The following is a 16,489-nucleotide window of genomic DNA, read 5'->3' as shown; positions in this document are numbered from 1 at the left end:
CGCCGCTGTCCCACACTAAGCCCAGAAAAAGACCCCGTACACAAAACGGACAGATGGGAGTAACAAGCATGGAGCAGATCAAAAAATTTCTGCACGGCAAGGGCTTTGCCCTGCTGCTGACCGCAAGCCTGCTGGCTGCGGCTGCGGCGGGGGTGTGGGCGGTGCGCGCCCTGCGGGCAGAACTGCAAAAAAGTCTGGATGGACTAAACGCCCCCGGCACCACCCAACAGACCACTCCGGAAACAGAACCGGACTGGGACGCACAGGAGGATACCACATGGCAGCAGCCCGTGACCGACGTTGCAAACAGCAAGGCAGATGTGCCGCAGCAGACGCCCTCTGGGGCGTCCTCTGGTGCGCAGTCTGGCTCTGGTTCGCTGCGCGAACCCTCGGCACTGCAAGGCGCATCCTCGCCTGCCAGCAGTTCGGCGCAGCCTGCCGCCGCGCCCTCTATGCCGGGGCGCGTGCTCAACGCCTTCAGCGGCGATGAGCTGGTGTATAACAAAACGCTGGGCGACTGGCGCACCCACAACGGCGTGGACTATGCCTGCACGCAGGGCGCTGCGGTAGCAGCACCCGTGGCGGGCAAGGTGGTCTCTGCCGGGGCAGAGGGCAACTGGGGCACCGTGGTGGTGCTGGAAGATGCCGCTGGCCGCAGTTGGCGGCTGTGCGGTGTGGCGAACCCTGCCGTAAAGGCCGGGGACACCGTAGCCGCCGGGCAGAAGCTGGGCACGGTGGGCACTGTCGGCTGCGAGTGCGCCGAGGAGAGCCACATCCATGTGGAGGTAAAGCAGGGCGAAAGCTATCTCGACCCGGCAAAGCTGCCGGAGTAAGCAAACCATAAAAGGGGCTGCAATAGCGGCTCCTTTTTTGCTGTGTACGCAAAATCCATTCATTTCCTGCGGCGCTGCATTGCTTTTGCGCGGGGTTTCTGGTATGATACAATAGAATCAACAGGCGATTTTGGGAGGATGACAGATGGCAAGGGTTTTGATCGTCGGAGCCGGGGCGGCCGGACTGATGGCGGCGGGTGCCGCCGTGCGGCAGGGACATCAGGTGACGGTGCTGGAGCATACCGAGAAGCCCGGGCAGAAGATCCTTGTCACCGGCAAGGGACGCTGCAACGTGACCAACGACTGCCCGGCAGAGGAGTTTTTGCGCCATGTGCGCACGAACCCGCGCTTTTTGTACTCCTCGCTGGGGGCGTTTCCCCCGGCAAAGACCATGGAGCTGTTCGAAGCTTTGGGTGTGGAGCTGAAGGTGGAGCGCGGCCGCCGGGTGTTCCCGGTATCGGATAAGGCCGAGGAGATCCGGCAGGCATTGCTGCGCTATGCGCAGGATGCCGACATCGTCTATGATGGCGCAAAGAAGCTGCTGCTGGAGGACATCGTGCCCGAGGCAGAGCCCGCTCCGGCAGCACCGGAAAACCCGCGTCACCCCAAAAAGAAAAAGGCTGGCCCGGCGCTGCGCTGCGTGGGCGTGCGGGGCACCTCTGGCCGGGAATACCGGGCAGATGCGGTGCTGGTGGCTACCGGCGGCGTGAGCTACCCCACCACCGGCTCTACCGGCGACGGCTACCGGCTGGCGCAGCAGGCGGGGCACACCCTTGTGGAGCCGGTGCCCAGTCTGGTCAGCCTTGTCAGCCGGGACCCGGACTGCAAAAAGATGATGGGTCTGGCGCTGAAAAACGTCACCCTGACCCTGCTGGAGGATGGCAAGGCCATCTTTGACGAGCAGGGCGAGATGCTGTTCACCCACTTTGGCATCAGCGTGCCGCTGACCCTGAGCGCGTCCAGCCATCTGGGGGACATGAAAAAGCACAGGTACATCGCGGAGATCGACCTGAAGCCCGCCCTGAGCGAGGAGCAGCTGTACGACCGCATCACCCGGGACTTTGCCCTGCTGGCAAACCACGCGGCGCAGGGGGCGCTGGTCAAGCTGCTGCCCTCCAGTATGCAGCCGGTCATGGTGGCGCGCTGGGGCATTGACCCCGCCACCAAGGCAAACCAGATCACCCGGGAGCAGAAGCGGGAGCTGGTGCAGCTGGTCAAGCACTGGCAGGTGTCCATTGACGCCCGGGGCGACCTTGCCCACGCAGTGATCACCAGCGGCGGCGTATCAGTGCGGGAGGTGGACCCCAAGACCATGCAGAGCAAAAAGGCGTTGGGGCTGTACTTTGCGGGCGAGGTGCTGGACGTGGACGCCTACACCGGCGGCTACAATCTGCAGATCGCTTTCTGCACCGCACAGAGCTTTGCGAATAACCTGTAAAAAACAGTGCAGTCAATTTCCTGTGTACTATATATAAATAAGGAGAACATATCATGGTATCTGTTGCAATTGATGGGCCTGCAGGTGCAGGCAAATCCACTTTGGCACGCCGTCTGGCGGCAGAGCTGGGCTATATCTATGTGGACACCGGTGCAATGTACCGCGCCATCGGCCTGTACGCCCTGCGCGCGGGCAAGGACCCCAAGGACAACGCGGCGGTGGACGCCCTGCTGCCGGAGATCGAGCTGCGGCTGGCCTCCATTGCGGGCGAGCAGCACATCTACTTAAAGGACGAGGATGTGAGCACCGCCATCCGCACCGAACAGGCGGGTATGGCAGCCTCTGCCGTGGGTGCAAACCCTGCCGTGCGGGCATTTCTGCTGGACTTGCAGCGCAGCATGGCCAAAAAGCAGGATGTGCTGATGGACGGCCGGGATATCGGCACGGTGGTGCTGCCGGACGCTACGGTAAAAATTTTCCTGACCGCCAGCCCGGAGGCACGCGCCACCCGCCGCTGGAAGGAGTATCAGGCCAAGGGCATCGACACCCCCTACGAGGAGGTGCTGGCAGATGTGAAGCAGCGGGACTATCAGGACACCCACCGCGCCGCCGCTCCGCTGAAGCAGGCAGAGGACGCCGTGCTGCTGGATACCTCGGAACTGGATTTTGAGCAGAGCCTTGACGCCATGAAGCAGATCATTGCCAAAAAGATCGGCGGATAAAACAAACAGGACAGGAATAGAAAAATGGTACTATATTATATTCTGATGCCCCTTGCGTGGCTTGTGTGGCACATCGGTTTCCGCATCCGGGTGGAGGGGCGTGAAAACCTGAAAAAGGTGCAGACGAAGGGTTATATCCTTGCGCCCACCCATGTGTCGGCCATCGACCCGGTGTTCATCGTTGTCACCCGGTGGGGCAGGCGGATGGTGGTGTTTGCCAAAAAGGAGCTGTTCGAGATCAACGCCTTTCTGACATGGTTCTTCCGCTGCTGCGGCGGCGTGTGCGTCCGCGGCACCAAGGACGAAATGGCGGTCATCTCCCAGACGGTGGAGGCCTGTAAGCAGGGCAAGACCCTGCTCATCTTCCCGGAGGGCACCCGCGAAAAGGAGGGCAAGCTTCTGCCCCCCAAGAGCGGCCTGTTCGTCATTGCCGCCGAGGCGGGGGTGGACGTTGTGCCCTGCCGCATCCTGTACGACACCCCGGACGGAAGAATGCACCTGTTCTGCAAGGTGCGGGTGCTCTACGGCGAGCCGATGCCCGCAGCACAGTTTGCCATGGAGGGCCGCCGGGACACCAAAAAGCTCCGCGCCAACAAGCAGGCGCTGCTGGAAGCATGGGAAAAGATGGGGGCGTAAGAGATGGAGATCCGTTTGGCAAAAACGGCAGGGTTCTGCTTTGGCGTGAACCGCGCCGTGGAACTGACCTACGGCCTGCTGGCCGAGGGGTATAAAGTGGCAACGCTGGGCCCGCTGATCCACAACCCGCAGGCGGTGGAGGATATGCGGCGCAAGGGTGCACAGGTGGTAGACACCGTGCAGGATGTGCCTGCCGGGTGTGAGGTAGTCATCCGCAGCCACGGGGTGCCCCGCAGCGTTTACGATGAGCTGGCCACGCGCGGCATCCCGTACCATGACGCTACCTGCCCCTTTGTGCAGAAGATCCAGCGCATTGCCGCGCAGGCTGAAAAAGAGGGCGCGGTGCTGCTGGTGGCGGGGGATAAGACCCACCCGGAGGTGCAGGGTATCGTAGGACACACCCGGGGCGAGGTGTTCGTTTTTGCCGATTTAGCCGAGTTAAAGGCGTGGAAAGGCCCTTCTGACCCCCAAAAACCCCTTTTTGCAGTTGCACAGACCACATTTCAGGTGACAAAATGGAAAGAAAGTTCGGAGTTTCTCAAAAAAGCCTATACAAACGCCCGAATTTTTGATACAATATGTAATGCGACGTGGGCGAGGCAACAGGAAGCGGAAGACCTCAGCCAAAAATGCGACATTGTTGTTGTCATTGGCGGTCATCATTCTTCCAATACCCAAAAGCTGGTACAGGTCGCCGCAAAACACACGCGTGCCGTAACGGTCGAAACAGCGAGCGAACTTCGGCCGGAATGGTTTGCAGATGTTAAAGTGGCGGGCGTGACAGCCGGGGCTTCAACGCCATCGTCTATTATTGAGGAGGTACTTAACAGTATGAGCGCAGAAATCAATGACAACATGAGCTTTGAGGAGATGCTGAACGCATCCGAAGAAAAGCGAGTTCATGCAGGCAGTATTGTGAAAGGAATCGTGACCAGCATCTCTGCCAACGAGATCCAGGTGGATATCGGTGCGAAGCAGACCGGCTTTGTCAAGCTGAGCGAGCTGACCGATGATTCCTCCGCCAAGGTCGAAGACCTGGTGAAGGTTGGCGATGAGCTGGACCTCATCGTCGAGAAGGTTATGGACCAGGATGGCGTCATCCAGCTCTCCCGCAAGAAGCTCGCATCTCGCAAGGGCATGGAAGAGATCGCCAAGGCAGCAGAATCCGGTGAAGTCGTCGAGGGCGATGTTACCGAGTTCAATAAGGGCGGCGTTGTTGTTAACGTCAAGGGCGTCAAGGTGTTCGTTCCCCGTTCTCAGGCCACTATGCGCCGCGACGAGGACTACACTGCTCTGGTCGGTCAGCATGTTCAGCTGGTCGTCACCGAGTGCTCTGGCCGCAAGATCGTGGGCAGCATCAACAAGGTGACCGCTGAGCAGAACAAGGCAAAGCGCGAGGAGTTCTGGGCAAACGTTGAGGTGGGCAAGAGCTACACCGGCGTTGTCAAGAGCCTGACCTCTTACGGTGCATTCGTTGACATCGGTGGTGTTGACGGCCTGTGCCACATCAGCGAGCTGAGCTGGAACCGCATCAAGCACCCCTCCGAGGTCGTCTCCGTTGGTGACACCATCGAAGTGTATGTCAAGGACATCGACACCGAGAACCACAAGGTCTCTCTGGGCTACAAGAAGTCCGAGGACAACCCCTGGGAGCAGCTGAAGAACAACTACCCCATCGGCAGCACCTTCCATGCTCCGGTCGTTTCTCTGACCAAGTTTGGTGCATTCGTCCGCATCCTGCCGGGTGTTGACGGTCTGGTCCACATCAGCGAGATCAGCAATGACCGCGTTGAGAAGGTCTCCGACGCACTGAAGGTCGGCGATATGGTCGATGTGAAGCTGCTGGATGTTGACTTCGACAAGAAGCGCATCAGCCTGTCTATGAAGGCTCTGCTGAACGACGACGCTGAGTAATCAGCCCTTCGTGCAAAAGCATAGCTTCTGACGCAATGCGATCTGCAGCCCCGTTGCCGGGAAAACGGCGGCGGGGCTGTTTTTGTTAACAAAGCCATGATGAAATTCTTCAAAAAGCACTGGGAAGTGCTCAGTTACCTGATCTTTGGCGTGCTGACCACCCTGCTGAATATTGTGCTGTACGCGCTGTTCAGCCGGCTGTTCGGCTATACCGCCGCCAACAGCTGGGGCAATGTGCTGGATAATGCCTTGTGCATCCTGTTTGCCTACTGCACCAACCGCGCGTTCGTGTTCCGCAGCAAGACCACCGGCAAAGCGATGGCCAAAGAGTTCGGCACCTTTGTCACCTGCCGTCTGGGCACCATGGTGCTGGATGCCGCTATCATGATCGTGGGCGGCAACCTGCTGGCCGCGCAGGGTGCAGCGCTGATGGACGGTCTGATCGGACATTTTATCCCATTCGGGGTAAGCTATACCGGCGCGGCTGCTTCGGCAGCAGCATCGGCAGCGGGCATTGCCATCATTGGCGGCGCAGATGGCCCTACGGCGATCTTTGTCACGACCCTCATTACAGCGCAGGAGCTGTGGGGTCTGTGCGTCAAGGTATTCTCCAACGTGGTGGTCGTGGTGCTGAACTATGTGTTCAGCAAGCTGATCATCTTTAAAAATCGCAAGTGAGATACTTTCTCCGCCGCAGGCGGAGAAAATATCCAATATAATTTAGGAGGTACGGTATTATGAAACGTGGTCTGAAAGGGTTCGCATTCCTGGTCTCTGGTCTGGTGCTGGGCATCATTGGTGCAACGGTATCGGCGACTGCGATCGCACTGAGCGCTGTGGGCATGGCAAAGGTGCGCCGTGCCAGCAAGTAAAATAACGGAGGAACAAGCATGAACCGCGAAGAGATCCTGTCCCATGTCGATCATACCCTGCTGAAGCCGGAGGCCACCTGGCCCCAGATCCAGCAGCTGTGTGACGAAGCCATTGCAAACCACACCGCATCCGTCTGCATCAACACCTGCTACGTCAAGCAGGCTGTGGAGTATATGGCAGGCCGCATCCCCGTGTGCTGCGTGGTGGGCTTCCCTCTGGGCGCAATGGATACCGCCAGCAAGGCCTTTGAAGCCAAGACTGCCATCGCCAACGGTGCAGCCGAGGTGGATATGGTCATCAACATCGGCCGTCTGAAGAACAAGGAGTACGATGCTGTCCGCGAGGACATCCGTGCCGTGAAGCAGGCTGTGGGTGATAAGATTTTGAAGGTCATCATCGAGACCTGCCTGCTGACCGAGGAAGAAAAGGAAAAGATGTGCGACATCGTCTGCGAGGCCGGTGCCGACTACATCAAGACCAGCACCGGCTTCTCTACCGCAGGTGCAAACTTCCACGATGTGGAGCTGATGGTCAAGGGCGTGCATGGCCGCTGCAAGGTCAAGGCTGCCGGCGGCATTTCCACCGTGGAGGATATGGAGACTTTCCTTGCACTGGGCGCTGACCGTCTGGGCACCTCCCGCGCTGTCAAGATCCTGAACGGCGAGCAGGCAAAGGGCTACTAAGCTTTCTGCGTAGAAAGGGCATTGTCAGCCAAGCCTGCGGCTAGGCTGAGCTGCAAAGGATGATTTCCCAAAGGCTGCTGCACAAATTGCCGTGCAGCGGCCTTTTTTGCGCCCAAGCCTTGCAAGCAGGGCGCGGCAGGGTGTATAATACAAATAGGTACTGTATAAAATAGGAGCTGCACGCTTTATGGGGTGAGGCGGGCAGAGGAGGAAATGCAATGAATATACCCGAGATCCTTGTAGCCAATGGCACAGGGGCGGTGCTGGTAAGCTTTCTGCTTTTACTGCGGGTGCGCGGCGAGAGTAAAAACAGCGTGGGAACAGAGCTGTTCTGCCGGATGCTGGTGGTGACGCTGCTGGCACAGGCAACAGAGACGATCAGCTTTCTGCTGGACGGCGCGCCCGGCGCGGCAAGCCGCTTCTGGCTGTACCTGACCAACACCATCTGCACCGGCGCTACCGTGTGCGTGGGCTATGCGTGGTGCTTGTATGTGGACTTCCGGGTCTACCGCAGCACCGGACGCCTGCGCAGAAGGCATCTGCTGCTGGGCGCGCCGCTGCTGGCGCTTTTGGTGCTGCTGGTGGCAAACCTTTTTGGCACGGGGTGGATCTTTACCATCTCCGCGGACAACGTCTACCGCCGCGGTCCGCTGAACATTTTGCTGTATCTGCTGCTGTTCGGCTATTATGCCGAGAGCGTGTGGCAGGTGCATAAGGCAAGGCGCGATGGCGTTACGGTGGAGTTTTTCCCGGTGTACTACTTCGTGGTCACCTGTGCGGTGGGCACGGTGCTGCAGGGCGTGTTCTACGGTATGGCCTTTGGCTGGCTGTCGGTGGCCATCGCCTTTGTGTTCGTGGACAGCCAGACCCGCAGCCTGCGCGGCTATACCGACGAGCTGTCCGGTCTGTTTGGGCGCAAGTACATGAACTACTGTCTGGACCGCATCCACGCCACACAGGAGAAGGACGTTTACGGCATCATGATGGACGTGAACTGCTTCAAGGAGATCAACGACACCTACGGTCATGCCGAGGGCGACCGGGCAATCCAAGAGATCGGGCATATCCTGTCCGGGGCGCTGGCGGCAAACTCGGTGGCCATCCGCATGAGCGGCGATGAGTTCATGGTGCTGATCCGGCACGGCTCGGAAGAACTGCTGGATAAGACCTGCGCCGCCATTGAGCAGCGGGTGCAGCACTATAACGCCACCGCCCCGGCGGGCAGCTTTCAGCTGTCCTTCTCCACCGGTGTGGCAAAGTACGAGGGCGGCAGTGTGGAAAAGTTTCTGGTGGAGCTGGATCGGCGGATGTACGCGGAAAAGCGCGCTTTCCACGCCGCCCGGGACGGCCATGCCGCACCGGAGCAGGGAAATACTCCATCAATTTAAAAGGAATGTCTAAAATAAGTGCGACTTATCTTGACAATCTGACGCTGCAATGATAGAATATGGGACGTACCAATTGAATACCGACTTATCAAGAGCGGCTGAGGGGACAGGCCCTGTGAAGCCCGACAACCTGCGCGAGAGCGTAAGGTGCCAAATCCTGCGGGAAACCGGAAGATAAGAGTGCAACGCTCAGAGCTTTCGGCTCTGGGCGCTTTTATTTTTCAGAACAAACTTGATGGAATGGTAAATACACGCAACTGCAACATTTAGGAGGCAAAAAATGGCTAGACACCTGTTTACTTCAGAGTCCGTCACCGAGGGACATCCCGACAAGATCTGCGACCAGATCTCTGATGCAATTCTGGACGAGATCCTGACCCACGACCCCGATGCCCGCGTGGCCTGCGAGACCTGCGCATCCACCGGCCTTGTGCACATTATGGGCGAGATCACCACCAGCTGCTATGTGGACTTCCAGAAGGTCGTCCGCGAGGTGGTGGCAGATATCGGCTACACCCGCGCAAAGTTCGGCTTTGACGCCGACACCTGCGCCGTCATCTCCAACATTGACGGCCAGAGCCCCGACATTGCACTGGGCACCAACGATCAGGTGGGCGGTGCAGGCGATCAGGGCATGATGTTCGGTTATGCCTGCGACGAGACCCCCGAGCTGATGCCCATGCCCATCAGCCTTGCCCACAAGCTGGCAAAGCGCCTGACCGAAGTGCGCAAGAGCGGCGAAATGGATTACCTGCGCCCGGATGGCAAGAGTCAGGTGACCGTGGAGTACGACGAGAACAACAAGCCCGTGCGCGTGGACGCCGTGGTCATCTCCAGCCAGCACAGCGAGAGCGTGAGTATGGAGCAGCTGCGCGCAGATGTGATGGAAAAGGTCATCAAGGCCACCATCCCCGCCGAGCTGCTGGACGAGAACACCAAGTACTACATCAACCCCACCGGCCGCTTTGTTGTGGGCGGCCCGCAGGGCGATACCGGCCTGACCGGCCGTAAGATCATCGTGGACACCTACGGCGGCTATGCACGCCACGGCGGCGGTGCCTTCTCCGGCAAGGACCCCAGCAAGGTGGACCGCAGCGCAGCCTACGCTACCCGCTGGGTGGCCAAGAACATCGTGGCTGCGGGTCTGGCAAAGCAGTGCGAGGTGCAGGTGGCCTACGCCATCGGCGTGGCAAAGCCTGTGTCCATCATGGTGGATACCTTCGGCACCGGCACCGTGGCAGACGAGAAGATCGAGCAGGCTGTGGAGAAGGTGTTTGACCTGACCCCCGCCGCCATCATCCGTGAGCTGGATCTGCGCAAGCCCATCTACCGCCAGCTGGCTGCCTACGGCCACATGGGCCGCGAGGATCTGGGCGTGAAGTGGGAGAATACCGACCGCGTGGATGCTTTGAAGGCTGCCGTGGCTGCCCTGTAAAAAGCGTTTTACCCTGATGGAAGGTAAGTGAAGAAGGCTCCTCACCGGAATGTGAACGGTGAGGAGCTTTTTGTATATAAATCAGTGCAAACGGTGCTGAAATATGCTATACTGTACATAGGATAAGAGAGGTATTTGAGGTGGTAAAATTCGTAGCGACCACACGCCGCCGGTAACGACAGGAACTTCGGTTCTGAGAGATGCAGGAGAATGCTACGCCTGCCAAATACCAATCGATGGGGAACAGTTTTGATGCCGTTCCCCGTTCCTGTTTTTAGGGGGACTATGGGGATAAGAATATCAACGAGGAAAAGTACTGCTTTTCCTCAAAAATCAGATAAACTTTGCGAAACGGTAAAGATTTTGTCGGGTTTTTGTAAGAAACTCACATTCTCTTGAAGGAAAAGGAAAAACAGCTGTGCAAGGCGCAGAAAATCCGCACATGAAACAAATTGATATGGAACAATCGACAAAATGTGATAAAATAAAACCAGATATGAGCACTTGTGTGCATGATACGGATCGTAAACAGCAATAAGGAGTTATGTGACTATGTCTATTGAAATTTCCCCGAAGTCCTTCTTTGAGCAGCCCAGTGTGGCGGATATGCGGCTGATCGCCTGCCCCGGTGCCGAGGAGCTGACCGGCCTGATCGACAAGCACCTTGTCCGTTGGGCAAAGGCTGCCGGAATTGAAAAAGACACCTTCATTATTCCTTGCGACTGCCCCCGCTTCCAGAGCGGCGACGCCAAGGGTCTGGTCAAGGAGTCTGTCCGCGGCGATGATATCTTTATCGTGGTGGACCCGGGCAATTACAGCGTCACCTACAAGCTGTTCAACTACGAGAACCACATGTCCCCGGACGATCACTTTGCAAACCTGAAGCGTCTGATCCAGGCTGTGGCCGGTAAGGCACACCGCGTTTCCGTCATCATGCCCAGCCTGTACGGCGGCCGTCAGCACCGCCGCGTGGTGCGCGAGAGCCTGGACTGCGCTGTGGCGCTGCAGGAGCTGCAGACCATGGGCGTGCGCAACATCATCACCTTTGACGCACACGACCCCCGCGTGCAGAACGCAGTGCCCCTGATGAGCTTTGATAACGCCATGCCCACCTATCAGGTGCTCAAGAGCCTGCTGAAGAAGGACCCCACCCTGTCCTTCGACAAGGAGAAGTTCACCGTGGTCAGCCCGGACGAGGGCGCGATGAACCGCAATATGTACTTCTCCAGCGTGCTGGGCTGCAACCTGGGTATGTTCTACAAGCGCCGCGATTACACCCGCGTGGTGAACGGCCGCAACCCCATCGTTGCCCATGAGTATCTGGGCGAGAGCGTGGAGGGCAAGACCGTCTTTATCGCAGACGATATCATTGCTTCCGGCGAGAGCATGCTGGAGGTCGCCAGCAATCTGAAGGAGCGCGGCGCTGCCAACATCATCGCCAACGCCACCTTCCCCCTGTTCACCAGTGGTCTGGAGAAGTTCGACAAGGCTGTGGCAGACGGCACCCTGACCTACGTTGTGGGCACCAACCTGACCTACCGTATGCCCGAGCTGCTGACCCGCGACTGGTATGTGGACGTGGACGTTTCCAAGTACGCTGCATACTTTGTGGTGGCTCTGAACCACGATATGTCCGTTTCCAGCATCATCGACCCCCTGAAGAAGATCGAGAACCTGCTGGCAAACCGCAAGTAAGATCGCTTTCCAAAGCCCCTGCACCCTGTGTGCGGGGGCTTTTTGCGTGGGACGATTTAACTCCCTCAGGCAAAGCCGTAGGCTTTGCCAGTTCTCTCTGGGAGGAAGCCTCTGGCGCGAACGGGCACTTTGCACTTGAGCCGGGAACTGTACCGCCATGCCAAGGCCTCTCCCTTTGGGAGAGGTGGATTTGCGGAGCAAAGACGGAGAGGGCGAGGACGGTAAGGTTTGCACCTGCCGCTTCCGGCAGCGACCCCTCCTGTGAAAATAGCGTTTGGAGCGCTCCGCAGAGCGCGACAAACGCGAAATAAAAATAATCATTCCGCTGGATATGTGCAGAGCGCAGCGGAGCACATTCAAAATCGTCCCGCCTCCCGGCAGGGGCTGAGTGTTCAAAAGTCCCCTATGATACACAGGGGGTTTTGAACAACTAAAAAATAGTGCGCAGAAAAGCGCAGCTTTCGGCGGCTTTTCAGCCTTGCGAGAAAATAAATAACGGATATACGTTATATCTCTAGTTGTTCAAAAAGCAGAGGGGGTTTTGAACAACTAGAAACGCTAACCGAACAAAAACGGTGTTTTTTGCCCTAGTTGTTCATCTTGAACAACTAGGAATAAGCATAGATACGTTGAAAAGTTCTAGTTGTTCAAAAGTCCATAGTAGTAATAGAGTTATATAAAGGGGTTTTGAACATTCAGAAGCCCTGCGGCGCATGGGGCAGCGGTCTGTCACCGCCCTTTTACATTTTATGGCGTTGTCTGTTAAGTTTTTGAAAATTCGTGCCGGGGGCTTTGCAAAACCCGGTGGGTTTATGCTATATTTAAGTTGAAATACTTTGCATTCTGACAGAAAGGAAAAACGCCATGGAGCATTTTGTGGAGTTTGAAGATGTCTGTAAATATTACCAGACCGGCAGTGTGAAGATCGCTGCCGCAGACCACCTGAATTTCTATGTGGACAAGGGCGAGTTCTGCATCATTGTGGGGCCCTCCGGCGCGGGCAAGACCACCCTGCTGAACATTCTGGGCGGCATGGACAACTGCGACGAGGGCAACGTCTGGCTGGACGGCCGCAACGTGAGCCGCTTTTCCGCCCGGGAGCTGACCACCTACCGCCGGTATGACGTGGGCTTTGTGTTCCAGTTCTACAACTTGGTGCAGAACCTGACCGCGCTGGAAAACGTGGAGCTGGCCAGCGAGATCTGCCGCGACCCGCTGGACCCCACCGAGACCTTGCGCAGCGTGGGTCTGGGCGAGCGGCTGAACAACTTCCCGGCGCAGCTTTCCGGCGGCGAGCAGCAGCGGGTGTCCATTGCCCGCGCACTGGCCAAAAACCCCAAGCTGCTGCTCTGCGACGAGCCCACTGGTGCGCTGGACTACCGCACCGGCAAGCAGGTGCTGGGTCTTTTGCAGGATACCTGCCGCAAGACCGGACGCACCGTCATTGTTATTACCCACAACACGGCACTGACCGGTATGGCCGACCGCATCATTCAGGTGCGCAGCGGCCGCATCGTGTCCAATCGGGTCAACGAGCACCCGGTGCCGGTGGAACAGATCGAGTGGTGAGTACTGTGCAGAAAAGTTACCGCAAAAATATCCTGCGCGAGATGAAAAGCAGCATCAGCCGGGTGGTGTCCCTGTTTGGCATCGTGGCGCTGGGGGTGATGATGCTCACCGGCCTGATGTGCATTGCCCCCGATATGCGCTCCGCTGCCCAGAAGTACTATGTGCAGCAGAATGTGTTCGACCTGCGGGTGCTGTCCACCCTTGGCCTGAGTCAGAGCGATATCGACGCCATTGCCGCTGTGGACGGTGTGGATGCCGTGCAGGCGGTGAAGTATCAGGATGTGGAAGGCCACTGGACAGGGGACGAGCAGACCACGGTGGCGCGGCTGTATCAGCTGCCTGCCGACCCGCAGGCCGATACGCCGGAGAATATGAACCGCCCGGTGCTGCTGTCCGGCCGGATGCCGGAAGCTGCCGGGGAGTGCGTGGTGCATGTGATGGGCCACGGCAGCCCGGTGGAGCTGGGCACCCAGCTGACCCTGCCCGAGGAGACCGAGGGGGTCAGCGGGCAGGTGTTCACGGTGGTGGGCACGGTGCAGGACCCGCTGCATTTTTCCTCCGATTCCGAGAGCAGCACCGTGGGCGATGGTCAGCTGGACTACATCCTGTTTGTGCCGGAGGGCACTTTGACCGCAGATTATTATACGGTGTGCTATATCAAAGCGAAAAACGCCGGGCTGTATGATAATTATTCCGATGAATATCAGGCCGCAGTGGATGCCGTAGCCGAAAACCTCAAGGCCATTCAGGGCGTGCAGTGTACCGCCCGGCGGGAAGAGCTGATGGACACCGCCAACGACAAGCTGACCGAAGCGCGCGCGGAGTACGACAGCCAGAAGGCCGAAGCCGAACGTCAGTTCGCCGAAGCCGAGGCAAAGCTGGCAGACGCGCAGCAGCAGCTGGAAGCCGCCAAGGCGCAGCTGGAAGCCGGTGAAAAAGAGCTTGCCGCCCAGAAAGCCGCCCTGCCGGACACCATGCAGAGCGGTGCGGACAAGCTGGTGAGCAGCGAAGCGCAGGTTCTGGAATTTGAGGAGCAGCTGCAGCAGATGGAGCTGTTGGTCAACCTGAAAAAGGTGGCAGACCCCTTGCTGAGCTACGCGGAAGCCGCCCTGCGCAACGCCGAAAAGGCGCTGGACGAGGCCGAGCCGGAGGACGAGGATTACATTGAACTGCGGGATGCGCTGGCCAAGGCGCAGGCCGCTTACGACAACATCTATAACCAGCTGCAAGGCTATCAGCAGCAGCTGGACGCGGGCAAGCGGCAGATGTACCAGCAGGGGCTGATCTCCTCGCCGAACCTCTCCAACGACCAGCTGGTGACCGAAGCCAAGGCTGCGCTGCGCAAGATGAAATTGCAGCTTTTGCAGGGGCAATTGCAGCTGACCACCGGCACCGCCAGCGCCTACACCCAGTTCGATGCCGCACAAAAGCAGCTGGAAGAGGGCTGGGCAGAGTATAACGCCGGGCAGACCCAGCTGGAAGCCTCCCGCACTGAGTACGAGAGCCAGAAAGCTGAGGCAGAGCAGAAACTGGCAGACGGCCTTGCCCAGCTGAATGACGCCGAGGAGCAGGTGAGCCAGATCAAAAAAGGCGAGTGGTATGTGCTGGACCGCACCTCCACCATGAGCTGCGTCACCTTTGCCCAGTACGCCGACCGCATGGACGCCATTGCCCGGGTGTTCCCGGTGTTCTTCTTCCTTGTGGCGGCGCTGGTGGCTACCACCACCATGACCCGCATGGTGGACGAGAACCGCCTGCAGATGGGCACCTTAAAGGCGCTGGGCTACTCCAATTTCAGCATCGCGGGCAAGTATTTGTTTTACGCGCTGCTTGCCACTATTCTGGGCAGCATCGTCGGCATGGTGGTGGGCTTTGTGGTATTCCCCATCATTATCTGGAACGCCTATCAGCTGGTGTTCACCCTGCCCACCTTCACCCTGCACTTCTACCCGGGCATGGCAGCTGCCAGCGTGGGCATCAGCGCTGCCGTCATCGGCTTTGCCACATGGTACGCCTGCCGTTCCAGTCTGGCCGAAAAGACCGCAGCTTTGCTGCTGCCCCTGGCCCCGTGGCGGGCAAGCGCATCCTGATGGAGCGCATCACCCCGCTGTGGCAGCGGATGTCCTTCTCCCAAAAGACCACAGCCCGCAACCTGTTCCGGTATAAAAAGCGGTTCTTCATGACCGTGCTGGGCGTGGCGGGCTGCACCGCGCTGCTGCTCATCGGCTTTGGCATTCAGGACTCGCTGCTGCCCATCGTCACGAAGCAGTCTACCGAGCTGACCCACAACGATATGTCCATCACCCTCAGCGACCCCAAAGCCCTGACCATGGAGCAGGGGCTGGCAGAGGAGCTGGACAGCAACAGCGCCGTGCAGAACTGGAGCGCGGTGTATACCAAATCCACCACCATCTACAATGCCGAAGGCGAGAGCGCAAGCGTGAGCATCGTGGCCGCCGCCAAGGACAGCGACCTGACCCGGTACGTCACCTTCCGCACCCGCAAGGGGCACAAGGCCATCAGCTTTGACAGCGGCAGCGCCATCCTGACCGAAAAGACCGCCGAGAACCTGGGCCTGCACACCGGCGATACCTTCTGGGTGGAAAACACCGAGGGTGCCCGGGTGGAGCTGACCCTGACCGGCATCACGGAAAACTATATGTTCACCCGGTTGTACCTCCCCCGCGCACAGCTGGAAAGCCTGCTGGGCACGGCAGAGATCCCGTGGAACACGGTCTACGGGCAGACCACCTGCACCGATGCTGCCGGTTACAACGCCCTGCGCACTGACCTGCTGGACTGCAACTACGTCAGCAGCATCAGCTTTACCGAGGACACCACCGAGCTGTTCGATAATCTCATCGTCAGTCTGGGCTATGTGGTGGTGCTGATCATCATCTGCGCGGCGGCGCTGGCGGCAGTGGTGCTGTATAACCTGATCAGCGTCAACCTTGGGGAGCGCAAAAAGGAGCTGGCGACCATCAAGGTGCTGGGCTTCTACGATCAGGAGGTGTACCGCTACATCTTCCGCGAGATCGAGCTGCTGGCGCTCATCGGCTCCGGCGTGGGCCTGGCGCTGGGTGTGCCGCTGCACAAGTTCATCGTGCTGACCGTGGAGATGGATCAGCTCATGTTCATCCGCACTATCGCTCCCCGCAGCTACCTGTTGGCGGTGGCACTGACCATGGTGTTTACCGTGGCGGTCTGTTTTGTGATGCGGCGGCACGTCCGGCGCATCAGCATGGTGGAAAGCATGAAGGCCCCGGAGTAATTACAAAGTAAAACCATAAAAAAGCACCCCCT

At 58.6% G+C, this 16,489-nt stretch carries 14 protein-coding genes and 1 riboswitch; all 14 genes read left to right on the top strand.

Annotated features, from left to right (window positions below):
* Positions 1-68: 68 nt before the first annotated feature.
* The 14 genes from ACXPUX_RS00570 to ACXPUX_RS00505 all read left to right on the top strand — a co-directional run bounded on the left by ACXPUX_RS00570 (position 69) and on the right by ACXPUX_RS00505 (position 16,457).
* On the top strand, positions 69-833 hold the full coding sequence (locus ACXPUX_RS00570) for a peptidoglycan DD-metalloendopeptidase family protein (RefSeq protein WP_458829227.1): 765 nt from the start codon (positions 69-71) through the stop codon (positions 831-833).
* A 145-nt stretch (positions 834-978) separates the two neighbouring features.
* Positions 979-2,271, top strand: coding sequence for a BaiN/RdsA family NAD(P)/FAD-dependent oxidoreductase (locus ACXPUX_RS00565; RefSeq protein WP_458829225.1), 1,293 nt, complete (start codon positions 979-981; stop codon positions 2,269-2,271).
* A gap of 53 nt (positions 2,272-2,324) precedes the next feature.
* Positions 2,325-2,993 (top strand): (d)CMP kinase, encoded by a 669-nt coding sequence (gene cmk, locus ACXPUX_RS00560; protein ID WP_458829223.1) that lies wholly within the window; start codon positions 2,325-2,327, stop codon positions 2,991-2,993.
* 24 nt (positions 2,994-3,017) lie between these two features.
* Positions 3,018-3,629, top strand: coding sequence for a lysophospholipid acyltransferase family protein (locus tag ACXPUX_RS00555; protein ID WP_458829221.1), 612 nt, complete (start codon positions 3,018-3,020; stop codon positions 3,627-3,629).
* Between the two features lie 3 nt (positions 3,630-3,632).
* Positions 3,633-5,543: a bifunctional 4-hydroxy-3-methylbut-2-enyl diphosphate reductase/30S ribosomal protein S1 gene (locus ACXPUX_RS00550; protein ID WP_458829219.1), complete on the top strand. Its 1,911-nt coding sequence runs from the start codon at positions 3,633-3,635 to the stop codon at positions 5,541-5,543.
* Between the two features lie 96 nt (positions 5,544-5,639).
* On the top strand, positions 5,640-6,221 hold the full coding sequence (locus ACXPUX_RS00545) for a GtrA family protein (RefSeq protein WP_458829217.1): 582 nt from the start codon (positions 5,640-5,642) through the stop codon (positions 6,219-6,221).
* 59 nt (positions 6,222-6,280) lie between these two features.
* Positions 6,281-6,415, top strand: a complete 135-nt coding sequence (locus ACXPUX_RS00540) for a hypothetical protein (RefSeq protein ID WP_005944717.1) — start codon at positions 6,281-6,283, stop codon at positions 6,413-6,415.
* Between the two features lie 18 nt (positions 6,416-6,433).
* On the top strand, positions 6,434-7,099 hold the full coding sequence (gene deoC, locus ACXPUX_RS00535) for a deoxyribose-phosphate aldolase (protein ID WP_005927144.1): 666 nt from the start codon (positions 6,434-6,436) through the stop codon (positions 7,097-7,099).
* A gap of 218 nt (positions 7,100-7,317) precedes the next feature.
* Positions 7,318-8,487, top strand: a complete 1,170-nt coding sequence (locus ACXPUX_RS00530; RefSeq protein WP_458829214.1) for a GGDEF domain-containing protein — start codon at positions 7,318-7,320, stop codon at positions 8,485-8,487.
* Positions 8,488-8,569: 82 nt separating this feature from the next.
* A riboswitch (SAM riboswitch) is annotated at positions 8,570-8,668 on the top strand.
* Positions 8,669-8,767: 99 nt separating this feature from the next.
* Entirely contained in the window at positions 8,768-9,922 is a 1,155-nt protein-coding gene (gene metK / locus ACXPUX_RS00525; RefSeq protein WP_112090580.1) for a methionine adenosyltransferase, read from the top strand.
* 552 nt (positions 9,923-10,474) lie between these two features.
* Complete coding sequence (locus ACXPUX_RS00520; RefSeq protein WP_458829211.1) at positions 10,475-11,617, top strand: ribose-phosphate pyrophosphokinase; 1,143 nt, start codon at positions 10,475-10,477, stop codon at positions 11,615-11,617.
* 864 nt (positions 11,618-12,481) lie between these two features.
* Positions 12,482-13,186, top strand: coding sequence for an ABC transporter ATP-binding protein (locus ACXPUX_RS00515; RefSeq protein ID WP_458829209.1), 705 nt, complete (start codon positions 12,482-12,484; stop codon positions 13,184-13,186).
* A 5-nt stretch (positions 13,187-13,191) separates the two neighbouring features.
* Positions 13,192-15,276 carry an ABC transporter permease gene (locus ACXPUX_RS00510; RefSeq protein WP_458829207.1) on the top strand — a complete coding sequence of 695 codons (2,085 nt, stop codon included), beginning with the start codon at positions 13,192-13,194 and terminating at the stop codon, positions 15,274-15,276.
* Positions 15,192-16,457: an ABC transporter permease gene (locus tag ACXPUX_RS00505; RefSeq protein ID WP_458829205.1), complete on the top strand. Its 1,266-nt coding sequence runs from the start codon at positions 15,192-15,194 to the stop codon at positions 16,455-16,457. Before ACXPUX_RS00510 ends, ACXPUX_RS00505 begins: the two co-directional genes overlap by 85 nt.
* The last annotated feature ends 32 nt before the right edge of the window (positions 16,458-16,489 follow it).

The organism is Faecalibacterium sp. PGM34, from assembly GCF_054456555.1.
This window is presented reverse-complemented; position numbering and strand designations above follow the sequence as displayed.